18 protein-coding genes are annotated in these 20,024 nt (G+C 70.0%); 8 read left to right on the top strand and 10 right to left on the bottom strand.

Features of this window, described 5'->3' with window-relative positions; genetic code table 11:
- From I0Q12_RS33255 to I0Q12_RS18920, 3 genes are all read left to right on the top strand, one after another.
- On the top strand, positions 1 to 749 hold a 749-nt coding region (locus I0Q12_RS33255), incomplete at its 5' end, for a penicillin-binding transpeptidase domain-containing protein (protein ID WP_269437643.1).
- Between the two features lie 83 nt (positions 750 to 832).
- Positions 833 to 2,509 carry an NTF2-like N-terminal transpeptidase domain-containing protein gene (locus I0Q12_RS18925; protein WP_197253490.1) on the top strand — a complete coding sequence of 559 codons (1,677 nt, stop codon included), beginning with the start codon at positions 833 to 835 and terminating at the stop codon, positions 2,507 to 2,509.
- 56 nt (positions 2,510 to 2,565) lie between these two features.
- Complete coding sequence (locus tag I0Q12_RS18920; RefSeq protein ID WP_197253488.1) at positions 2,566 to 3,303, top strand: sulfite exporter TauE/SafE family protein; 738 nt, start codon at positions 2,566 to 2,568, stop codon at positions 3,301 to 3,303.
- Between the two features lie 33 nt (positions 3,304 to 3,336).
- Here the strand turns inward: I0Q12_RS18920 and I0Q12_RS18915 are convergent, their stop codons facing one another.
- From I0Q12_RS18915 to I0Q12_RS18895, 5 genes are all read right to left on the bottom strand, one after another.
- Complete coding sequence (locus tag I0Q12_RS18915; protein WP_197253486.1) at positions 3,337 to 4,803, bottom strand: peptide MFS transporter; 1,467 nt, start codon at positions 4,801 to 4,803, stop codon at positions 3,337 to 3,339.
- Positions 4,804 to 4,865: 62 nt separating this feature from the next.
- The gene (locus I0Q12_RS18910) at positions 4,866 to 5,249 is read right to left on the bottom strand and encodes a DUF3054 domain-containing protein (RefSeq protein WP_197253484.1); all 384 of its coding nucleotides are present in this window, start codon (positions 5,247 to 5,249) and stop codon (positions 4,866 to 4,868) included.
- 100 nt (positions 5,250 to 5,349) lie between these two features.
- Positions 5,350 to 5,907: a YceI family protein gene (locus I0Q12_RS18905; RefSeq protein WP_197253482.1), complete on the bottom strand. Its 558-nt coding sequence runs from the start codon at positions 5,905 to 5,907 to the stop codon at positions 5,350 to 5,352.
- 94 nt (positions 5,908 to 6,001) lie between these two features.
- Positions 6,002 to 7,150: a YbhN family protein gene (locus I0Q12_RS18900; protein ID WP_374068729.1), complete on the bottom strand. Its 1,149-nt coding sequence runs from the start codon at positions 7,148 to 7,150 to the stop codon at positions 6,002 to 6,004.
- A 42-nt stretch (positions 7,151 to 7,192) separates the two neighbouring features.
- Entirely contained in the window at positions 7,193 to 8,650 is a 1,458-nt protein-coding gene (locus I0Q12_RS18895) for an adenylate/guanylate cyclase domain-containing protein (protein ID WP_197253480.1), read from the bottom strand.
- Between the two features lie 167 nt (positions 8,651 to 8,817).
- Between I0Q12_RS18895 and macS the strand changes: the two genes are divergently transcribed.
- Together macS and I0Q12_RS18885 are read left to right on the top strand one after the other, a co-directional pair.
- Positions 8,818 to 9,972 carry a MacS family sensor histidine kinase gene (gene macS, locus I0Q12_RS18890; RefSeq protein WP_197253478.1) on the top strand — a complete coding sequence of 385 codons (1,155 nt, stop codon included), beginning with the start codon at positions 8,818 to 8,820 and terminating at the stop codon, positions 9,970 to 9,972.
- A 25-nt stretch (positions 9,973 to 9,997) separates the two neighbouring features.
- A complete protein-coding gene (locus tag I0Q12_RS18885; protein ID WP_197253538.1) occupies positions 9,998 to 10,627 on the top strand; it encodes a response regulator transcription factor in 630 nt (209 codons plus the stop codon).
- Position 10,628: 1 nt separating this feature from the next.
- Here I0Q12_RS18885 and I0Q12_RS18880 read toward each other — a convergent pair whose 3' ends face one another.
- Positions 10,629 to 11,837 (bottom strand): RNA polymerase sigma factor, encoded by a 1,209-nt coding sequence (locus tag I0Q12_RS18880; RefSeq protein ID WP_197253476.1) that lies wholly within the window; start codon positions 11,835 to 11,837, stop codon positions 10,629 to 10,631.
- The gene (locus tag I0Q12_RS18875) at positions 11,834 to 12,211 is read right to left on the bottom strand and encodes a YciI family protein (protein ID WP_197253474.1); all 378 of its coding nucleotides are present in this window, start codon (positions 12,209 to 12,211) and stop codon (positions 11,834 to 11,836) included. Before I0Q12_RS18875 ends, I0Q12_RS18880 begins: the two co-directional genes overlap by 4 nt.
- Positions 12,212 to 12,401: 190 nt before the next feature.
- On the opposite strand from I0Q12_RS18875, the gene I0Q12_RS18870 reads away from it, so the two are divergent.
- Positions 12,402 to 13,046, top strand: coding sequence for a DUF1707 domain-containing protein (locus I0Q12_RS18870; RefSeq protein WP_197253472.1), 645 nt, complete (start codon positions 12,402 to 12,404; stop codon positions 13,044 to 13,046).
- Between the two features lie 47 nt (positions 13,047 to 13,093).
- On the opposite strand, the gene I0Q12_RS18865 is transcribed toward I0Q12_RS18870, so the two are convergent.
- The 3 genes from I0Q12_RS18865 to trmB are packed head-to-tail and all read right to left on the bottom strand — an operon-like array spanning position 13,094 to position 18,034.
- Entirely contained in the window at positions 13,094 to 16,588 is a 3,495-nt protein-coding gene (locus I0Q12_RS18865; RefSeq protein ID WP_197253470.1) for an MMPL family transporter, read from the bottom strand.
- Between the two features lie 10 nt (positions 16,589 to 16,598).
- Positions 16,599 to 17,291 carry an NYN domain-containing protein gene (locus tag I0Q12_RS18860; RefSeq protein WP_197253469.1) on the bottom strand — a complete coding sequence of 231 codons (693 nt, stop codon included), beginning with the start codon at positions 17,289 to 17,291 and terminating at the stop codon, positions 16,599 to 16,601.
- Positions 17,288 to 18,034: a tRNA (guanosine(46)-N7)-methyltransferase TrmB gene (gene trmB, locus I0Q12_RS18855; RefSeq protein ID WP_374068728.1), complete on the bottom strand. Its 747-nt coding sequence runs from the start codon at positions 18,032 to 18,034 to the stop codon at positions 17,288 to 17,290. The genes I0Q12_RS18860 and trmB overlap by 4 nt, the downstream gene beginning before the upstream one ends.
- Positions 18,035 to 18,177: 143 nt before the next feature.
- On the opposite strand from trmB, the gene I0Q12_RS18850 reads away from it, so the two are divergent.
- Both I0Q12_RS18850 and I0Q12_RS18845 read left to right on the top strand, forming a co-directional pair.
- Positions 18,178 to 18,768 carry a hypothetical protein gene (locus I0Q12_RS18850; protein WP_197253464.1) on the top strand — a complete coding sequence of 197 codons (591 nt, stop codon included), beginning with the start codon at positions 18,178 to 18,180 and terminating at the stop codon, positions 18,766 to 18,768.
- A partial coding sequence (locus tag I0Q12_RS18845) for a hypothetical protein (protein WP_197253462.1) occupies positions 18,765 to 20,024 on the top strand: 1,260 nt, incomplete at its 3' end. The genes I0Q12_RS18850 and I0Q12_RS18845, both read left to right, overlap by 4 nt.

Raw genomic sequence — 20,024 nt, 5'->3', positions numbered from 1 at the left:
GCCCGGTCGCGCTGACCGGTCTCTACCCGCCGGGGTCGACGTTCAAAACGGTGACGACGTCCGCGGCGTTGCAGGCGGGGGCGGCGGCGCCGGACACGGTGCTGCCGTGCCCGGGTGTCGCGACGATCGAGGATCGCACGATACCGAACGACGACAGTTTCGATCTCGGGTCGGTGCCCCTGCACACGGCGTTCGCGCGTTCCTGCAACACGACGATGGCCCAGTTGGCGGTGAATCTGCCGCCGGATGCGCTGACCGACGCCGCGGCCCGGTTCGGACTCGGCATCGACTATGTGACACCGGGGTTGGTGACCGTGACCGGAAGCGTCCCGGTCGCGGATTCGGCGGCGCAGCGCGTCGAGTCGGCGATCGGCCAGGGCGCGGTGACCGCGTCGCCGTTCGGGATGGCGATGGTTGCGGCGTCGATCGTGCGCGGGTCGACCCCGCTTCCGATGATCGTGCAGGACGAGCCGGCGACCGCGGATCGGACCGTGGACGCCGCGCCTGCACCGGTGACCGCGGCGTTACGAACTATGATGCGCGAGACCGTGACCGACGGGACCGCAACCGTTTTGAACGACATTCCGGAACTGATCGGCAAAACGGGGACCGCAGAGTACGGTGGCACGAACGAGGCGCACGGATGGTTCATCGGAGCGCAGAACGATCTCGCGTTCGCGGTTTTCGTTGCGGGAGCAGGGAGTTCGGCTCCTGCGCTGGACGTGGCCGGGCGCATGCTCAGGAGGTGATTCGGACCTCGTAGTCCAACTGTGACAGCATCGTAGGCAAGCTGTGCTTGAGGCTCAAGTGACTGAAGTGAAGGTTGATCTTTATGGGTTCTCGGGAACGGCGACGAGTGCGAGTGGTCGCCCTCATCTCCGCGATCGTGATCTGTGTGACGGCCGGCATCGTGGCGTTCACGATCGCCGACTCACGCAGCGATGTGGAGCGCCTCGTCGACGATTTCGTAGCCGAATTGAACGAACGTGACGCCGAGGGCGCCGCAGCTCTGACGTCCTACCCGAACGCGGCGTCCGCGACGCTGACCCAGATGTTCGACGGACTGTCCGACGGCACGGTCGAGTACGAGATCACCCAGCTGGTCGAGCTTTCCGGCGAGTCCGGTTACTTCACGCTCGAGGGGAACTGGAACTTCGGACCGGACAAGGACTGGTCCTATCAGGTCGACGGTTCCGTCAAGAAGCTCGCCGTCGGCTGGCGCGTGTCGTGGAGCCCCGACGTCGTCGTACCCGATCTCGGCGGCGGACGCACCGTGCACCACGTACGCACCGACGCGGCACCCCCGAAGATCTTCGATCGCAACGGGCAGTTGCTGATGGCCGAGCAGACGATCAACACGGTCGTGCTCGATCCCGCGAAGATGCCCGATCCGGTGCTGACGACCACGATGCTCGGTGACGTCCTCGAGCCGGTCGCACCGGTCATCACGGCCGAGTCGATGCAACAGCGCCTCGCGGAACAGCCCGGTGAGCGGATCGCCGCCGTCAAGCTGCGCGACCAGGACTACCAGTTCCTCGAGGACGACATCGTTTCCATTCCCGGCGTCGAAGTGGTGAAGACCCCGACGCTCATCAGCGCCGATCGCCGGATCTCGAGCCCGCTGCTCGACTCGTTGCGCAGCGCGTGGCAGCTCGAGCGCGACCGCACCGCCGGCTGGGCCGTGACCCTCGAGGATCCGCAGGCCGGCCCCATCCAGGTCGCCGGATTCCAGGGTCCGCCACCGCCGGATCTCGTCTCGACCCTCGACTCGCACGTGCAGCTCGCCGCGAAGGAGGCCGTCGTCAGCGTCGGAACACCCGCCGCGATCGTCGCGATCCAGCCGTCCACCGGCGGCATCCTCGCAGTCGACGTGAACAACCAGGCGATGGAACTCGGGGCCGTCGCGACCCGCGGGCTGTACCCGGCGGGGTCGGCGATGGACCCGGTCCGTGTCGCGGCGGGTATGGCGCTGGGGAAGGACCCGTCGCAGGTCAGCACCGCCGAACTCGGCGACGTCGCACGCAGCCTCGGTCTCGGTCTCGACTACTCCGTGCCCGGTTTCGAATTCGAGACCGCGCAGTTCGGGCAGAACCGCAGCGGCGTCGTGCAGTTCACGGGTTCCCCGTCCGACAGCGAAGCACTGCTCAGCCCGCTGGGGGCCGCGATGCTCGCGGCGTCGGTCGCGCGCGGCGATGCGGCGATGCCGATGATCGTGCAGGGGCAGCCGGCGACCGTCGCGGACCCGGCCGAGCCGCTGCCGGCCGAGACGATCGACGCCTTGCGCGCGATGATGGTCGACAACGTCCAGAACGGACCGGCGTCGTTCCTCAAGGGACATGCGGGCCTGACGGGCATCGCGGGGGACAACGGCGACGACCGCTGGTTCTACGGGGTGAGCGGCGACATGGCGTTCGCGGTGTTCGTCGCGAACGCCGACGGCGGCGACCGCGCGATCAAGATGGCCGACATGTTCCTGCGCGAACTCGGGAAGCCCACCGAGGCGTTCTGACCGGAAACGGCCCCAGCGTTCGCGGGTGAAAGCGGACCCCGGTACGTTTGTCCGTCGTGACCCTCTTCGACCTGCTGCTGCTCGTCGTTGCGGGCTTCTTCGCCGGGCTCATCGGCTTCGTCACCGGACTCGCCTCGATCGTGTCCTATCCCGCGCTCCTCGCGGTCGGCCTGTCGCCGGTCGCGGCGAACGTCACCAACACGGTCGCGATGGTCGGTGTCGGAGTCGGCGCGTTGTCGAACTCGGCGCGCGAGGTCGTCGACACCGGACCGCGGGTGTGGCGATGGACCGCCTACGCGGCGGTCGGCGGCGTGGTCGGTGCGATCGTGCTGCTCGCGGCGCCGGAAGGGTCGTTCGAGGCGATCGTCCCGTATCTGGTGGCGCTCGCCGCGCTCGCGTTGCTGTTCCAGCCCCGGATCCGCGCGTTCGCCGGGGGCCGCGACCTGCCGCGCACGTTCTCGACGGCGGTGTTCCTCGTCGCCGTGTACGGCGGATACTTCGGTGCCGGCGCCGGCGTGATCTTCCTGGCGCTCATCCTCGTGTGTTCGTCGGAGACGATCTGGCGGGCGAGCATCCTCAAGAGTTACCTGCTCGGCGTCGCGAACCTGGTCGCCGCGATCGGCTTCGCCGCGTTCGGTCCGGTGCACTGGCCCGCGGCCGTCGCGATGGCGATCGGGACCGTCGCGGGCGGCTGGTGCGGCCCGCCGGTCGTCAAGCGCATCCCGCCGGGCGTGCTGCGGGTCGGTGTGGCGATCGCCGGTTTCGGGCTCGCCGCGTGGCTCGCCCTGCGGTAGCCGCAGGGGCACGGCCGCAATGCGGGGCTGGGTTCAGTGCACGCCCTGCATCATCTTGCGGATCCACGGCGAGATCGCCATCAGCACGATGCCCACACCGATCGACGCCCCGCCGATCCACAGGTAGTAGGGCACCTCGTTGTTCTCGTCGTAGTACTTGGCGAGGGTGCCGGCCATCGCCGTGCCCAGGGCCACCGACAGGAAGAACAACGCCACCATCTGGGTGTGGAAGTTCTGCGGAGCCAGCTTCGTCGACAGCGACAGGCCCACCGGGGACAGGAACAGTTCGGCGAACGTGAACAGCAGCAGGATGCCCGCCAGGCCGAGCAGCGGCGCGCTGTTCGGCCCGCCACCGGACATCGGGATGAAGCACAGGAACGCGATGCCCATGATGATCGTGCCGATCGAGAACTTCATCGGCGACGAGGGCTGCCTCGGTCCGAGCTTCGTCCACGCGGCGGCGAAGACACCCGCGAAGATGATGATGAACACCGGGTTGATGGACTGCACCCAGGACGGTGGGAAGTCCCAGCCGAACAGGTTCCGGTCCAGCCGCGTGTCCGAGTACACCGCGACCATCGTGAACTGCTGCTGGAACAGCGACCAGAACGCGGCGCTCGCCAGGAACATCGGGATGAACGAGATGACGCGTTTGCGCTCGACCGGTGTGATCGCCCGGCTCGACAGGATGATCACGAAGTAGACGACCGCCGCGACGATCGTCAGTGTCACGACGATGTCCGACATGTTGTCGCTGGTGATCAGGCCGGTCAGCGAGGCCACGGCGATGATCACCACCGCGAGGGCCGCGATGGCCGCGACGCGCATGCGCAGCGTGTCCGGGAGCGGATGCGGAGGCGTCGCGCCGATGCCGGCGAGCCGCTTGCGGCCGATCGAGTACTGGATCAGGCCGATGGCCATGCCGATCGCGGCGAGCCCGAAGCCGTAGTGGAAGCCCATGTTGGTCTGCACCCAGCCGGTGAGCAGCGGACCGACGAGGGCACCGAGGTTGATGCCCATGTAGAAGATCGAGAAGCCCGCGTCGCGGCGTTCGTCGTGTTCGTCGTAGAGGTCGCCGACCAGCGACGTCGCGTTCGCCTTGAGGCCGCCGCTGCCGACCGCGACGAGCACGAGACCCACCCCGACCCCGGCGAGCCCGGGGATGAGCGCCAGCGCGATGTGGCCGCACATGATCATCACGGCGCTGTAGAACAGGGTTCGTTCGGAGCCGAGCAGCCGGTCGGCGATCCAGGCGCCGAGGATCGTCGACAGGTAGACGGTGCCGCCGTAGGCGCCGACGATCGACGTCGCGGCCGCCTTGCTGATCCCCAGCCCGCCCTCTTCGGCCGAGTAGTACAGGTAGTAGATCAGGATTCCCTGCATGCCGTAGAAGGAGAAGCGTTCCCACATCTCGACACCGAACAGGTTGGCCAGCGCGAGCGGCTGGCCGAAGAACCGGTGGTCCGACTGCGAATCCGGACGTGCCGCGGTGTCACTCATGAAAGTCACTTTCCCACCGGGCACACACCCGCGGGGATATTTCGAGGGTCAGCGCGTCGGCGTCACCGGGACGCGACGTCGCGGCGACGGTCCCACACGCGGGCGATCACACGCCAGCCGACCAGGAACAACCCGAGGAAGATGGTCGCGACCACGATGAACGCGGTCGCCGTGCCCTGCCCGGTCACCGCGCGCAGCAGCATGCCGACGACGAGGGTGCACAGCCACACGAGGATCCCGGTCGGGACGGCGGCGCGGGCGTCGAACTTGTCGCGGTAGAGCCCCGCGGTCGCGAACCAGCCGACGGTCAATCCGGCGAGGAACGGCCACGCGGTGGTCGCGATACCCGGAATGTCGAGGGTTTCGTCGTGGCTCGAGCGCCCGAGAGCGGCGAAGACGACTACGAGGACGATATCGATCACCAGCGCCGGCGCGTACTTTCTCACGGGTTCAAGGGTAGGTCGGCGGTGCGGATGCGCATCCGTCGGCCCCGGACGGGAACGAGCGCCCTCCGGGGACGGAGGGCGCTCGTTCGGGAGAGGTGGGTCAGGCCTGGAGAGCCGCCTCGATCTCGAGGTTGATGGTGATCTTGTCGCCGACGACGGCGCCGCCACCCTCGAGCGGCATGTCGATGCTGATGCCGAAGTCCTTGCGGTTGATGACGGTGGTGGCTTCGAAGCCGGCGACCGGGCCGTTGCCCATGCCCGGGTTGACGCCGTTGAACTCGAGTTCGAGCTCGACGGGCTTGGTGACGCCGCGGAGGGTGAACTCTCCGTCGACGACGTAGCCCTTGCCGGTGCTGCGGATGCCGGTGGAGGTGAATGTCGCGGTGGGGAACTTCTCGGCCTCGAAGAAGTCGGCGGACTTCAGGTGCGCGTCGCGGTCACTGTTCCGGGTGTCGATCGAGTCGACGGCGATCTCGGCGGACACGGCGGCGGTGCCGTCCTCGGCGACGGCCACGGCGCCGGAGAAGTTCGTGAAGTTACCGCGAACCTTGCTGACCACGAGGTGGCGGACGGTGAAGCCGACGGTCGAGTGGACGGGGTCGATGGCCCAGGTGCCGGCGGTCAGGCCCGGGAACGTCGCGGTGGTGGCGGTGGTCATGGCAACTCCTCGTACTGATCAAAGATTCAACTTCCGATGTGTTCCACCATGGCACCAGATGGTTGATTGCGCAACTATTGTGTGATGCGGATCACTATCGAACGCGGTCGGGATCCGGGCCGGGATCGACCTCGGCCGGGGGAGGGGAAGCGTGCCGGCGCGTGAACAGCGACCGGGCCTGGTGCTCCCGTTCCAGATCCAGCTCGGCCTCGTCGATGCGATGCGACCGATACAGCACCGCGATCACGATCCAACCCACGACCGCGACGATCACGAAGCTGACCACGCGATACACGAACACCGCCGCCAGCGACTGCGACGCACTCATCCCCGCCGCCGTCAGCGTCGCGATCAACGTGCCGTCGACGAAACCGAGCCCGCCCGGCGCCAGCGGCACACTCGCCACCGCCTTGGCCGCGGTGAACGCGATCAGCAACCCCGGCAGCGACGGATCCCCACCGACCGTCCAGCACGCGAGACCCAGGCACGCGACGTCGAACACCCGGTGCACGCCGGACCAGCCCAGCGCCGTCAGGGCATCCCGCCGGCCCAGGTCCACCGACTCGAGCTGGCCCAGGATCCGCTCGAACGACTCGACACCGGTCTCGGCGGGCTTCTTCGTCAGCCGGTTGACGCGGTGGATCACCCACAGACCCAGCGCCTCGATCGACGACGGATTCCTCGCGACGTGACGCAACCCGAAGAAGAGGGCGAACACCCCGGCGACGGCCAGCACCAGCGTGACCGGGCTGACCCGCGACCCGACCGCCAGCGCCCCGGCCACCCCCACCGCGGCGAGGGTCGCCGTCGCGATCACCCCGGACACCGCCAGCTGCCAGGACGCGACGACCGGCGTCGCACCCCAGCGGCGCGTCTCCTTGTACGTGAAGGCCGTGGAGAACACCGGCCCAGCGGGCAAGGTCACCGACATCGCCGTGCTCGCGTAGACCACCGACGCCGACCGGAAGTGCCCGACGGTGACCCCGCCGGCACGAAGCAGGCGTTGCTGGACACCGGCGAAGCCGCTCAGCGCCGCGGCCTGGGCCGCGATACACGCCGCGAACCAGCCCCAGTGCAACTCCGTCAGGGCCCGCCAGGAATCGCTCAGCGACGGCCACAGGTAGACACCTTCGACGGTCAGCAGCACCACGAGTGCGACGCCGAGCAGCCATTTCACCCATGCGAAGGCGCCCCGACGCGGCGCTGCGCCGGGACGGGGTGGTTCATCGCGAGGCGGCGCCACGCGGATCAGCGTAGCCAACGCCCCGATGCGACCGGCCTCACTTCACTCGGGATATTTGATCGGCGAGGCCAGGTGGGTCAGCCGTCGGCGACCCCGCAGCTGCACCTCGTCGCCCAGCTCCCACTGCGCGCGCTCCTCGTCGTCGGCGAAGTACAACGCGCTCGACGACGCCAGCACCCGGCTCGGACGCATCTTCGCGAGCTCGGTCAGGCGCGACGCCTCGTTCACCGGATCACCGATCACCGTGTACTCGAACCGCTCGGCCGCGCCGATGTTGCCGGCCACCGCGAGCCCCGCCGACACCCCGATACCGATGTCGAGGCCGGTGATCTCGTCGAGCGCGAACCGCAGTTCCCGTGCCGCGGCCAGCGCCGCGGTGGGTGCATCCGGGCGGTCCAGCGGTGCCCCGAAGATCGCCAGCGCCGCATCACCCATGAACTTGTTGACGAACCCGTGATGCCGGTCGACGACGTCGACCACGACCCGGAAGAACTCGTTGAGCAGGTCCACGACCTCGTTCGGCGGCCGTTCCGCGGCGGTCGCCGTGGAGCCGACCATGTCGACGAACAGCACCGCCACGTACCGGGTCTCGCCGCCCAGTTCGGTGCCGTACTGCAGCGCGCGGCGCGCGACGTCCTCGCCGACGTGCTGACCGAACAGTTCACGCAGCCGCCGCCGCTCGTCGGACTCGGCCATCATCCGGTTGAAGCCGACCTGCAGGCGACCCATCTCGCTGCCGTCGAACACCTCGACCTGCACACCGGTCGCGCCGCGCTGCACCCGCTCGATCGCCCAGCGCAGCTGTTTGACCGGATCGGAGATCTGCGCCGAGGTGAGCATCGACAGGACCAGCGCCAGCCCGATCGCCATGATCGACAGCGCGAGAATCGCCCACGACAGCGAATCGGACGAGAATTCCATGTCCGACGTGAGCTGCGTGACGCACAACAGCACGATGCCGGCCACCGGCATCAGGGTGCCCAGCCCCCACGTCATCGCCAGCCGGGTGCCGACCCCCGGCGCCATGGTCCGGTCGAACCGGCCCTCGCTGAGTGCCTGGGCCGCCACCGGCCGCAGGATCCGCTCGCCGAGCATGTAGGTGAAGCCGAAGGTGCTCGTCGCGGCCATCGCCACGGTGATCGCCACCGCCGCGGCCAGCGACGGCATCTCCTCCGCGGTGAGGAACACGAACAACACGCCGCCGAGAATCCACAGCCCGAGATGCACGATGGCCTGCCGCAGCGGTGCGTGCAGCGCCGCCATCTGTTCCGATCGCGTCGGCGGGCCCCCGCGCAACTGCCACCGGACCACCGACCGCAGCATCACCGCCGCGGCCGTGAGACTGACGACACCGGCGAACGCGAGGTACACGGCGAACACCGCGAAGTTGCGGACCCGGTCCGCGATGATGTTCTCCGATTCCGAGATCGGGATGCCGTAGCGGACGAACGCGAAGACCAGCAGGGCGCCGAACAGGTTGGACGCACCCATCGAGACCATATAGAGGGGCCAGCGACTACGCAGAGTAGTCGCGACAGCCCGATATGACCTCAACACGACTTCAAATCAAACCACTGTAACGACCGTCACAGCACGGCGTGGTCCATAAAACGCGTCACCGAACCCTACGATCTCCCCGATCGACACGAATCGGGGGAACGTCGGCAATGGGAGGAACCGCACGAGGACGGCACGATGCCGATCCGGATGCGCCGCTGTGGCGAGCTTCGCAGGTGTTCCGCCTCGTCACCCTCGCCTACGCGGTCAGCTCCCACATCTCGACCGTCCCGCACTACACCCGGCCCGGCCTGGGCTGGTTCTTCATCGCCCTCCTCGCGGCGTGGTCGGTGCTCTCGGCGGTCCTGCTGTCGCGCGGAACGCAACGGTGGAAGGTCGTCGCACTCGACCAGATCGTCGCGATCGCCCTCATGGGTGCGACCCGGCTGGTCGCCGACCACGACTGGTACAGCAACCACCAGACGATGCCGACCACGCTGTGGGTCGCCAATGCGGTGCTGTCCGCCGCGGTGCTCGGCGGCCCGGTCGCCGGGACGTGCTCGGCCCTCGTGATGGCCACCGTCAGCGCTGTCGTGCGCGACCAGATCAACCTCGACCTGTGGCGGGACGCGACCGCCCCCGTGCTCGTCGCCGTCGGCGTCGCGATGGGCTTCGCGACCGTGACCGCGCGCCACGCCCACCGGCAGCTCGCACAGGCGGTGCGGATGGCCGCCGCTGCCGAGGAACGCGACCGGCTCGCCCGGCAGGTGCACGACGGGGTGCTGCAGGTGCTGGCCCTCGTCCAGCGGCGCGGGAACGAACTCGGGGGACCGGCAGCCGAGCTGGCCCGTCTGGCCGGCGAGCAGGAAGCCGCGCTGCGGATGCTCATCTCCGAACAGGGCACCCGGGTCGACCGCGGCGAGGAACAGGTGGATCTGCGCGCGCTGCTGCGCGCCCGGGCCGGAACGAACGTGACGGTCGCCGCCCCGGCCGATCCCGTCCTGCTCGAGCGGGGTCGCGCCACCGAACTCGCCGCCGCCGCGGCCACGGCCCTGGACAACACCGCGCTGCACGCCGGTCCCGGTGCCAAGGCCTACGTCCTGCTCGAGGACCTCGGCGACGAGGTGATCCTCAGCATCCGCGACGACGGCAGCGGCATCCCCGACGGGCGGCTCGCCGAGGCGGAGGCGCAGGGCCGGATGGGCGTGTCCAAGTCGATCGTCGGGCGCGCCGAATGGCTGGGCGGTGTCGCGGTCCTCGACAGCGCTCCCGGCGAGGGCACCGAATGGGAGATTCGAGTACCGCGGGAGGCGCCCCGTGCGTGACCACACTTCGGAACCCGTCACGGTGATGGTCGTCGACGACCACCCCATCTGGCGCGACGCCGTCTCCCGCGACCTCGACGCCGCCGGCTTCCGCGTCGTCGCCGCTGCCGACAGCGTCGGGTCGGCGGGACGGCGCGCGGCGGCGGTGCGCCCGGACGTCGTGCTCATGGACATGTCACTGCCCGACGGCAGCGGCACCGACGCGACCGTCGCAGTTCTGCGTGCCTCCCCGGGGACCCGGGTGCTGGTGCTGTCCGCGTCGTCCGAACGCGACGACGTGCTCGGCGCGGTGAAGGCCGGTGCGTCGGGGTATCTCGTCAAGAGCGCGTCGGCGGCCGAACTGGTGGAGGCGGTCGCGGCCACCGCGGCCGGTCAGGCGGTGTTCACGCCCGGCCTGGCCGGCCTCGTGCTCGGCGAATACCGGCGGATGTCGGCGACCGTGGACCGGCGCTCGCCCGCACCGCCGACGCTCACCGATCGGGAGACCGAGGTGCTCCGGTTCGTCGCGAAAGGACTGTCCGCCAAGCAGATCGCCGCGAAGCTCACCCTCAGCCATCGGACGGTGGAGAACCACGTCCAGGCGACCTTACGGAAGCTGCAGCTCGCCAATCGGGTCGAACTGACCCGCTACGCCATCGAGCAGGGTCTGGAATAGGTCACGGCGACCGGTTCCGCAGCCAGGCGCGGACCGCGTCGTCGGTCGCGAGTTCCGCCGCGCGGTCGAACGCCGCGCGGGCGTCGGCGGTCCGGCCCGCGCGCGCGAGCAGGTCGGCGCGCACCGCGTGGAACGGCTGATACGAGGTTGCGGCGGGGTGATCGCGGGCGACCGCGTCGAGTACGTCGAGGCCCGCCTCCGGGCCGTCGACGCGGTCGGCGATCGCGGCGCGTGCGACCCGCGACCCCAGGGTCGGCGCCGTGTGCACCAGCGCCCGCGAAAGTGTATCGAGCGCAGGCCAATCCGTGACCCCCGTGTGTCGGCGGGCGGCATGGACCGCCTGCATCGCGGCTTCGAGCTGGAAACGCCCGATGCGCCCGCCGGCCGAGGCCCGGCGGAGCATGCGCTCGCCCCGTTCCGCGAGTTCCGCGTCCCACGACGCCGGGTCCTGCTCGTCGAGCGGGACGAAGTCGGCGCCGGTCGCGCCGGCCCGGCTCAGCGACAGCGCGATCAGGGACGCCAGCCCCCAGGCTTCCGGTTCGTCGACGGACTCCGCGAGAACAGTTGCCAGATAAAGCGATTCGGACGCCATCGGGGTCACCCCGGGGCCGCGGGCGATCGTGAAACATCCGTAGACCGCTTCGAGGACCGCGGGAAGCCGCTCGGGCATCACGGTGCGGTCCGGGACGACGAACGGGATCCGGGCGTCGCGGATGCGCCGCTTCGCGCGGACGAGCCGCCCCGCCATCGCGGACGACGAGACCGCGAACACCGAAGCAACCTGTGCCGCATCGAAACCCAGCACCGCCTGCAGCATCAGCGGGGTACGCGCGGACTCGGCGATCGCAGGATGCGCGCACACGAACAACAGCGCCAGCCGCCGGTCCGGGATCGCATCCGGGTCGACCTCGTCGAGCGTCGCCACCGAGCCGACATTGTCGGGCACCTGCTCGAGCGGAGCCGCGGTGCGGTGCGCGGCGGACTTCCACACGTCACGCTGCCGGTTCCGGGCGACGGTGAGCAGCCAGCCGTCCGGATTCGCGGGAACACCCCGCTCCGGCCAGACCACCAGCGCCTGCTCGAATGCCGCCCCCACGGCGTCCTCGGCGAGCGCGAGGTCGCCGGAGTTCGACGCGAGCAGCGCAACCAACCGGGCGCGTGAGGCGCGTGCCGCATGCTCGGCCGCGGCCCACGCCCCGGACCGCGTCATCGGTTCGGCGTCCAGACACCCTCGACGGTGTGGGTCGCGCCCGGCCGGACCTCGACCGCACCCCAGTGGATCGGCGGCGCCTGCCGCGCCCACTCGATCGCCGCATCGAGGTCCGGCACGTCGATGACGACGGTTCCGCCCAGCTGCTCCTTCGTATCGGCGAACGGCCCGTCCTGCACGCGAAGTTCGCCGTCGACCATCCTGAGGGTGGTCGTCAGCTCGGACGGGGCGAGAACCTCCGCGCCGATCAGGACGCCGGCCTGCTCCAACGCGGCTGTGTAGGCGGCGAACGCCTCCCGGCCGGCAGCGATCGTCTCCTCACCGATCGACTCGCCGGTCTCCTCCGAGTAGTGCATCAGAATCGTGTATCGCACGGGAATCGCCTCTTCTCCGATCGCTCCGACTCGATCCTGCCGAGTCGTCCGTCCGCGCACTGCGGCTCGGTGAATTTCGACGGGCGCGGATGTGGCCCGCCACAGTGATGACGATCGAAGCTGCTGCGGATCGACAGGTATCGGCTCCGGCCACGCGACGAGGCGCGATCTTCCACCTACTGTGGTGGCCATGGACTCGCGGGATCTGCGCGTTTCGGACGCGGAACGGGAACACGTCGGTCAATTGCTGCAGCGGGCGGTCGGTCAGGGCATGCTCTCGCTCGGTGAGTTCACCGAACGGATGGACACCGTGCTGGCGGCCAAGACCCGTGCCGACGTCAACCAGGTTCTCATCGACCTGCCGGGCATCCAGCTGCGTCCCGAATACCTTCGGCAGATGCAGGCGCAGTACGCGCCGGCGCAACCCCCGATGACGGCGCCGCCGCCGGTCGCGGGTGCGCCGGTTGCGGGTGCGCCGGTGATCCGCGGCCGCATGTCGAACATCGCACGCAAGGGTCGCTGGGAGGTGCCGCCGACGCTGCAGATCGACACGCGGATGTCGACCGTGGTCCTCGACTTCACCGAAGCGGTGATGCAGACCCAGGTCGTGAACATCCAGGTGAACGACTACCTGGGTTCCATCACGCTCGTCGTCCCGCCGGAAGCGACCGCGGACGTCAACGGCATCGACCCGGTCGCGTCGAGCACGAACTCGAAGGTACGGTCCGGTCCGCCGTTCGGGCCGCTGCACCTCGTGGTCACCGGCCGGCTGCGTTTCAGCGCACTGACGGTCCGGCATCCTCTCGGCACCGCGCTGCGCCAGTTTCTGCGCTGATCGCGCGGTGCCAGTTCCTGCGCTGATCGTGCAGTTCTCGGGCCGAGCTACGTCCGGCGCTGGCGGGCGATCAGCTCGCTGACGCTGATTCCGCCCGCGTTGTCCTCGTCACCGTGCCGGCCCGTCGTCGGACCGGACCGCTCCGGATCCGGGTCGCGATACCGGCCGAGACGCGGATCCTGCTCCCGCGGCGCCGGAGCCTGATCCGGCGCCGGGCGCGCGGGACGCGGTTGATCGACGCCCGGCGCGGTACGCCGCAACTGGGACAGCCAGTTCTCGATGGCCTGAGGGTCGCGAGCCCGGCCCGCTTCCGGGCGCGGTGCCGGGGCCGGACGGGCGGGCGGCTGCGGCGGGACCTGCGGACGGACGAAGGGATGCGGCAACGGCGGCGGCACGGTCCCGCGCTGACGTCGCGGCAACGGCGGAATCGCGGTCGGGGACTGCGGGTCCTGTGCGGGGCCGGAACCCTGAGCGTCACGACGCGGCAGCGGCGGGGCGAACGTGGCCGTCACCGGCGGCAGCGCCGTGGCGGGCTGCGGCGACGCGGTCGTCGGCGGCAACGGGGGCACCGCGGTCGGCGACTGCGGATCCCCTGCGGGACGCGCATCCGGCGCGGCACGAGGCGGCAGCGGCGGCTGCCGGTCGGCCCCGGTCCGCTGGGGGAGCGGCTCTGCGACAGGCCGCTGCGGAAGCGGCTCGGCGGCAGCCCGCTGCGGCAGCGGTGCTGCCGGACGGGGCTGCGGAGGCATCGGGGGAGTGGGACGCATCGATCGTTCCACCGGTGCTTGCGCGCTGCGTTGCACGGGAGCGCTGTCGCGGCGGACCGGCTGCGACACCTGCGGCGGTGCCGCTGGTGCCTGCTGCGGCGGTGCGGCCTGCGGGTTGCGCACGAGGCCGGTGCTGTCGTTCCGAACCGGCGGGGCCTGCCGCGGTGCCGCTTGGTCGCGCTGCGGCGGTGCTGCCTGTCCGCGCTGCGGCGGTGCCGCCTGTCCGCGCTGTGGCGGCGCCGCCTGTCCGCGCTGCAGCGGTGCGGACTGCTGGTCGGGCTGCGGCTGGTTGGGCTGCGGCTGGTTGGACTGCTGCGGCCTGGCGAGTCCGTGCGCGGCCGGAGGTTGGCCGACGTTGCGCGGGTCCGGGCGACGCTCCGGAGCGGGCACGGGCACGCGTCCGGCACGAGACGGCGAGGGGCGGCGCGGCGCGGGCGGGAACTCCCGTGCGCGGCGCTGTTCGGCGGACGAGCGGGGCGCTGCGATCTTGGGCAGCGGCTGAGTCATGTCCGACGGGCCGATGCCGGGAACCATCGGCGGGAGGCGATGTGCCCCGGTCGCGGCGACGGTGGCCGGTCCGAACATGCCGACGGTGATGAGTTCGGGCACGTCCTCGGGCATCAGTTCGTCCGCGAGGATGGGTTCGGCGAGGCCGATCTTCTCCTGGATGCGCTTCATCCATGCCGGCGCCCACCAGCAGTCGTCACCGAGCAGTTTCATGGTGGCGGGGACGAGGAACATGCGGATGACGGTCGCGTCGAGGATCAGCGCGGCGATCATGCCGAACGCGATGTATTTCATCATCACCAGTTCGGAGAATCCGAACGCACCGGTGACGACGATGAGGATCAGCGCGGCGGCGGTGATGATGCGACCGGTGTGTGCGGTGCCGATGCGGATCGACTCGGTGGTGCTCGCGCCCTGGGAGCGGGCTTCGACCATCCGGGAGAGCAGGAACACCTCGTAGTCGGTGGACAGGCCGTAGATGATCGCGATGATCAGCACGAGCACGGGCGACATGATCGGGCCGGGCGTGAAGTTGAGCGGCCCGGAGCCGTGTCCGTCGATGAAGATCCAGGTGAGGATGCCGAGGGTGGCGCCGAGGCCGAGCGCGCTCATGAGTGCGGCCTTGACCGGCAGCACCAGTGAACCGAACGCCAGGAACATCAGGATGGTGGTCAGCAGTACGACCACCGTCACCATCAGCGGCAGGGTGTCGAGCAGCGCCGCGATCGAGTCCTGCTCGATCGCCGGGGTTCCGCCGACGAGTACCTCGACACCGTCGGGCCACGACGCCGAATGCAGGTAGTCGATCGTGTCGGCGGACGCGTTGCGGTCGACCAGGCCGGCCTTGATGACGCGGACCCCGTCCTTGGCGGGGCCTTCGATGGCGAACTTCTCCACGAGGCCGGGGGCGGCACTCGCGGTCTTGATGATCTCGTTGAGGTCGCCGCCCTCGGCGCCGCGGATGACGATGCGCACGGGCTCGGCGCGCTGGCCGGGGAACAGTTCGTCGAACTGCTCCTGTGCGACGCGCGTGGGGTGGTCCGGCGGGAGATAGGTCTCGTTGATGCCGCCGAACTTGATGCCGGTCAGCGGCATGATGAGCAGCAGCAGCCCGACGACGGTGGGGATCGTGACCTTGAGCGGATTGCGCATCACCCAGCGGGTGAGGCGGCCGATGAGACTGTTCTCGATCTGCTCGTTCGACTGGATCTGGCCGAAACGCTTGAGACCGAACTTGTCGATGCGCTTGCCGAGGATGCTCAGGATCGCCGGGAGCAGGGTGATCGACGTGAACGCTGCCAGGGACACCGCGGCGATCGCGCCGTAGGCGACGGACTTGAGGAATGCCTGCGGGAACAGCAGCAGACCGCCGAGACTGCTGACGACCATGGTCGCGGAGAACACGACGGTGCGGCCTGCCGTGACGACCGTGCGCCGGACGGCTGCGGCCGGTTCGTATCCTTCGGCGAGTTCCTCCCGGAACCGGGACACCATGAACAGGCCGTAGTCGATCGCAAGCCCCAGGCCGATGAGTGACACGACCGGGGAGACGAACGAGTTGACCTCGGCGAAGTTGGTGATGAACCGCACCACACCGTTCGCGGCGACGATCGTGAGGCCGCCGGTGATCAGCGGCAACGAGGCGGCGACGACTCCACCGAAGACGAAGAACAACAGGATGCCGACGGCGGGGATCGCGAGGATCTCCATGCGGTGGATGTCGTTGGCCATCGTGTCGTTGAGGGCACCGGCGATCGGCTGCAGACCGGCGAGTTGCACGTCGACGCCGTCGATCGCGAACTCGTCCTTGATGACACGGAAGTTGTTGGTCAGCGCGGTGTCGTCGTCACCGGCGATCGCGATCGACGCGACCGCGTGCTGTCGTGACTCGTCGGCGAGTGCGGGAAGCGCGGGTGCCCCGTTCGTGGGCCAGTAGGCGCCGTTGATCTTGAGGATCTCGTCGGGATGGTTCGCGACCAGGGTGTTGAGGCTGTCCTTGACCTTCGCTGCCATGGCGGGATCGTCGACCGTCTTGCCCTTGGGTGCCGTGTACAGCACCAGGACGTCGCCGGCGGTGTCGCGACCGAAGGTGCCGTCCGCGAGCCGTGCGGCCTGCGACGACTCCGAGCCGGGATCATCCCAGCCGCTCTGGCTGAGATGATCGTTCAGGCTCAGCCCGTATCCGGCCAGCCCCAGCAAGGCGGCGACCATCACCGCGATCACCGTGAAACGGGCGCGGAAGACGAGCTCTCCCCATCGGTCGAACACGTGAAGTCTCCTATTCGGCGACGCTCTTGCGTCCGACGAGCAAGGCGGAAAGCGGTCGGAACGGCTGCAGCCAGGCACCCTCGTCGGGGAGCATGTCCAGGCTGACCCGCGGCAGCGGCTCACGGAACACACCGGGGATGTCCTCGAGATCGACGAAATCGAGGATCTCGGAAGTCACCGCCCAGCTGGCATGTTCGCGGAATCCGAGTACCTGTACCGCGATGCCGGCGTTCGCGAGTTCCTCGAGAGGTTCCCGGAAGGCCTGGCCGTCCGCGGAAGCCACCATCACACCGGCGAGGCCCTCGCTGCGCCGCAGCTCGATGTGGTGCAGCATATCGGAGTCGACGTCGCTGTCCTCGTCGATCTTGGGCTTGGCGAACACGGCGAAGCCGACGTTGCGCAGCGCCTCGACCCACGGCCGCACGACGTCGGCGCTGCCCGGCGCGATGTTCGTGAACACCGTCGCCTCGGGTTCGAGGGTCGTGGAGGAGGACCGGGAGAGTTCGGCGGTGCGGGCGAGCAGCCAGCGGCCGAGGGCGTCGAACCGAGGGCGGTAGGCCGCGGTGGGCCGGCCGCCGAGAATCGCCCCGAGCCCCATGTCGAGGTTCGGCGCATCCCACACGAGCAGCACACGCCGGTGTGGGTTGCCGCCCGCACCCGTCACCGAATCGGACGTCGCGGACATATCTTCGTCGAGGCTCATGCTCCGATCTTCCCCCAGATCAGCTCGGTGATGGCGCTGCCCACCTGGTGAGCCTTGTCCTCGAACTTGGTGACGGGCCGTTCGTGGCTGATCGGCGAGTCCCAGTCGAGGGAGGTGAGAAGGGGCTCGGAGTTTCCGGCCTCTTCGATGGCCACGGCGTATTCGGCGTGGTCGGTGGCCACGTGCAGCACCCCGCCGGGCTTCAGGCGGCTCGCGATCAGCGCGAACGTCGGGGCCTGCAGCAGACGGCGCTTGTGGTGTCGGGCCTTGGGCCACGGGTCCGGGAAGAACACCCGCACGCCGGTGAGCGATTCCGGTGCCACCATGTGCTCGAGCACCTCGACGGCGTCGCCGCGCAGGATGCGGAGGTTGTGCACCGGCCGGTCGGTGTCGTAGGTGCGTTCGATGCGCTGCAGCGTCTGGGCGATGCCCGGCTTGTAGACCTCGATCGCGATCAGGTTGACGTGGGGCTCGTCCTGGGCCATCGCGACCGCGGCGGTCCCGGTTCCGGAGCCGATCTCCAGGACGGTGGGTGCGCTGCGGCCGAACCAGCCGTCGATGTCGAGCAGTTCGTCGCCGACGTCACGGCCGAGCTCGGGCCACCGACGGTCCCAGCATTCCTGCTGCGGATCGGTCAGCGAACCCCGGCGGGACCGGAAACTCGTCACCCGCGGGTAGAGGCGGTTTCCTCGCGTCGGGCGCTGTTCCGGCGTCTCGGTCGTGTGCTGATCGGCTTCGTTCACGGCACCCATTGTCGCGTATCTCGGGAGTGCGTGACAGGAGGGACTGGTGTGACCACAGGGTTTTCTCAGGACCGCTGCCGCGCACCGCCTCCTCTGCGACAATCCGTCCACTGTTGCCGGAGGCATTCGGGGGGATGTTTCTGATGGGGAATTCGGACGACGCGTGGCGCGAGCTCGCCCACCGCGTCGAACGGCTCGACGCGGAGGCGGGACGTGCCCTGCATGCTGCTCTGCGCACGCGTGATCGTCCGCCGACCGTGCAGATCGTCGAGCGCGCCGGCAGCGGCGCCGAGACACTCGCCGTCCCCGAGGCGCCGGAGGAATACACGGTCGAACACCTCGAGACGGACGTGCCCGGCCGAGCCGATCCGATCGTCGACGGCGACGTCGTGATTCTCGTGACAGCCGTCCGCCGCCCGCCGCACGCGATCCACCCGGCGGACCGAGCGCTGATCGACCGGGTCGAGGCCGGGCGCGTGATCGTGGTCCTCACCGGCACCGACCCTGCCGACGACGCGGCGATCGGAGCGGTCGCCGAACGGTTGCGCACGCCGGTGCTCCTGTTCTCCGACACCGACGCCCTCGCAAGTGCGATCGCGGCGCGGCTGCACCGGGCACGTCGTCGCCGCGACGACGTCCTGGCCACGACGGTCGCGGGGCTCGCCGCGACTCCGCCGGCCCGGGACGCGATCGAGGACGCACTCGACACGCTCGCCCCGGGGCGAGCGCCGTGACGGAGCCGGCCGTCGACGACGTGCTGCGCCGCTGGAATCCCGAGGGCTGGGCGCGCCTGCACGGCGATCCGCCCGCGCCGCGGGTCCGGGTCGCGGCGGTTCCCGGCTCGGGGGAGGACGAGCTCGTCGCGGAACTCGGCGAGCTCCGTGGGGCCTCCGGGGGAGAGGACGTCCAGTTCGTGCGCGAGGGATCCGCCCCGGTCGTGCTCATGGTGCTCGAGGCGTCCGCGTTCGTCGGCCGCACCGAACTGGACGTGCTCGAGGCCGCCGCCCAGGGGGCCAAGCGTGTGGTGTGCGCACTGACCGGTATCGACCGCTGCCCGGGGTGGCGGCGTGTTCTCGACGCCGATGTCGCGCTGCTCCGGCGGCACGCCGGCCGGTTCGACGGGACGATCGTGCCGGTCGCCACGACCGCCGCGGCTCGCGCCCGGGAGCTGGGAGGCGACGCCGGGCACGTGCTGCGGCTCGAATCGGGCATCGTCGACCTGCTCGAGATGCTGCGGGCCGCCGTGGCCGCGCCCACCACGACCGTCGCTCGGTCTGCGGAGATCGCCCGGACCCGCACGATGATCACCGAGACCATCGACGACCTGCGCGCGGACGACGGCGCAGCGCTACGCGCCGAGCGCACCCGGCTCGTGCAGCAGGCGGCGGCTCCCGCGGATCCGGGCGGTCGCGGCCGCAGTGCCCTGCAGCGGGCCCGGCTCGAACTGCTGCAGGAGGTCGCCGCGAGCGTGCGGTCCACCGCCGCCGCGGTGCGCGAGGCCGTGGACGCCGACCCGATGCGCGCCCCGGAACTGCTCGACGCGGCGGTGGGAACACTGAATGCCCGGGTGTCGGCCGTCGTCGTCGCCCGGCTGGGGGAGAGCGACGCCGTGCCGGGCGCATCGGACACCGTGCCGCGGAGGACCGCCGCGCCGATGTCGCCGACCACCGGGACGATCGAGGACCGGCTTACCGTGGTGCTCGGCGCCTCCGCCGGGGCCGGGCTGGGCCGGTTGGCGGCCCTGCCGTTCGACGCCCTGCCTGCCGGGCACCTGGCGGCGGTGCCCGTCACCGTCGCCGGGGGCGTGGGTGCGGCGTGGTGGCTCGTCCGGGCCCGCCGACGACTCGCCGCCCGGGACCGCGCGCGCCGGTGGGTGACCGACGAGCTCACCGAGATCCGCGCCGATCTGGACGCCTGGGTGCTCACCAGGATCGTCGACGCCGAGGCCCGGGCCGCCGCGACCGCCGCGGCGGAACACGCCGCCCGGGTG

The sequence above is a fragment of the Rhodococcus sp. CX genome (assembly GCF_015865005.1).
In the GTDB taxonomy this organism is placed as follows: Bacteria; Actinomycetota; Actinomycetes; order Mycobacteriales; family Mycobacteriaceae; genus Rhodococcus.
This window is presented reverse-complemented; position numbering and strand designations above follow the sequence as displayed.

Bases quoted from the DNA above. Each gene is read 5' to 3' on its own strand.
- I0Q12_RS18880 (WP_197253476.1), bottom strand. From the start codon at position 11,837: ATGACGCGGTCCGGGGCGTGGGCCGCGGCCGAGCATGCGGCACGCGCC.
- I0Q12_RS18885 (WP_197253538.1), top strand. From the start codon at position 9,998: ATGGTCGTCGACGACCACCCCATCTGGCGCGACGCCGTCTCCCGCGAC.
- I0Q12_RS18925 (WP_197253490.1), top strand. From the start codon at position 833: ATGGGTTCTCGGGAACGGCGACGAGTGCGAGTGGTCGCCCTCATCTCC.
- I0Q12_RS18870 (WP_197253472.1), top strand. From the start codon at position 12,402: ATGGACTCGCGGGATCTGCGCGTTTCGGACGCGGAACGGGAACACGTC.
- I0Q12_RS18850 (WP_197253464.1), top strand. From the start codon at position 18,178: ATGGGGAATTCGGACGACGCGTGGCGCGAGCTCGCCCACCGCGTCGAA.
- macS (WP_197253478.1), top strand. From the start codon at position 8,818: ATGGGAGGAACCGCACGAGGACGGCACGATGCCGATCCGGATGCGCCG.
- I0Q12_RS18895 (WP_197253480.1), bottom strand. From the start codon at position 8,650: ATGGTCTCGATGGGTGCGTCCAACCTGTTCGGCGCCCTGCTGGTCTTC.
- I0Q12_RS18915 (WP_197253486.1), bottom strand. From the start codon at position 4,803: ATGAGTGACACCGCGGCACGTCCGGATTCGCAGTCGGACCACCGGTTC.
- I0Q12_RS18860 (WP_197253469.1), bottom strand. From the start codon at position 17,291: ATGAGCCTCGACGAAGATATGTCCGCGACGTCCGATTCGGTGACGGGT.
- I0Q12_RS18905 (WP_197253482.1), bottom strand. From the start codon at position 5,907: ATGACCACCGCCACCACCGCGACGTTCCCGGGCCTGACCGCCGGCACC.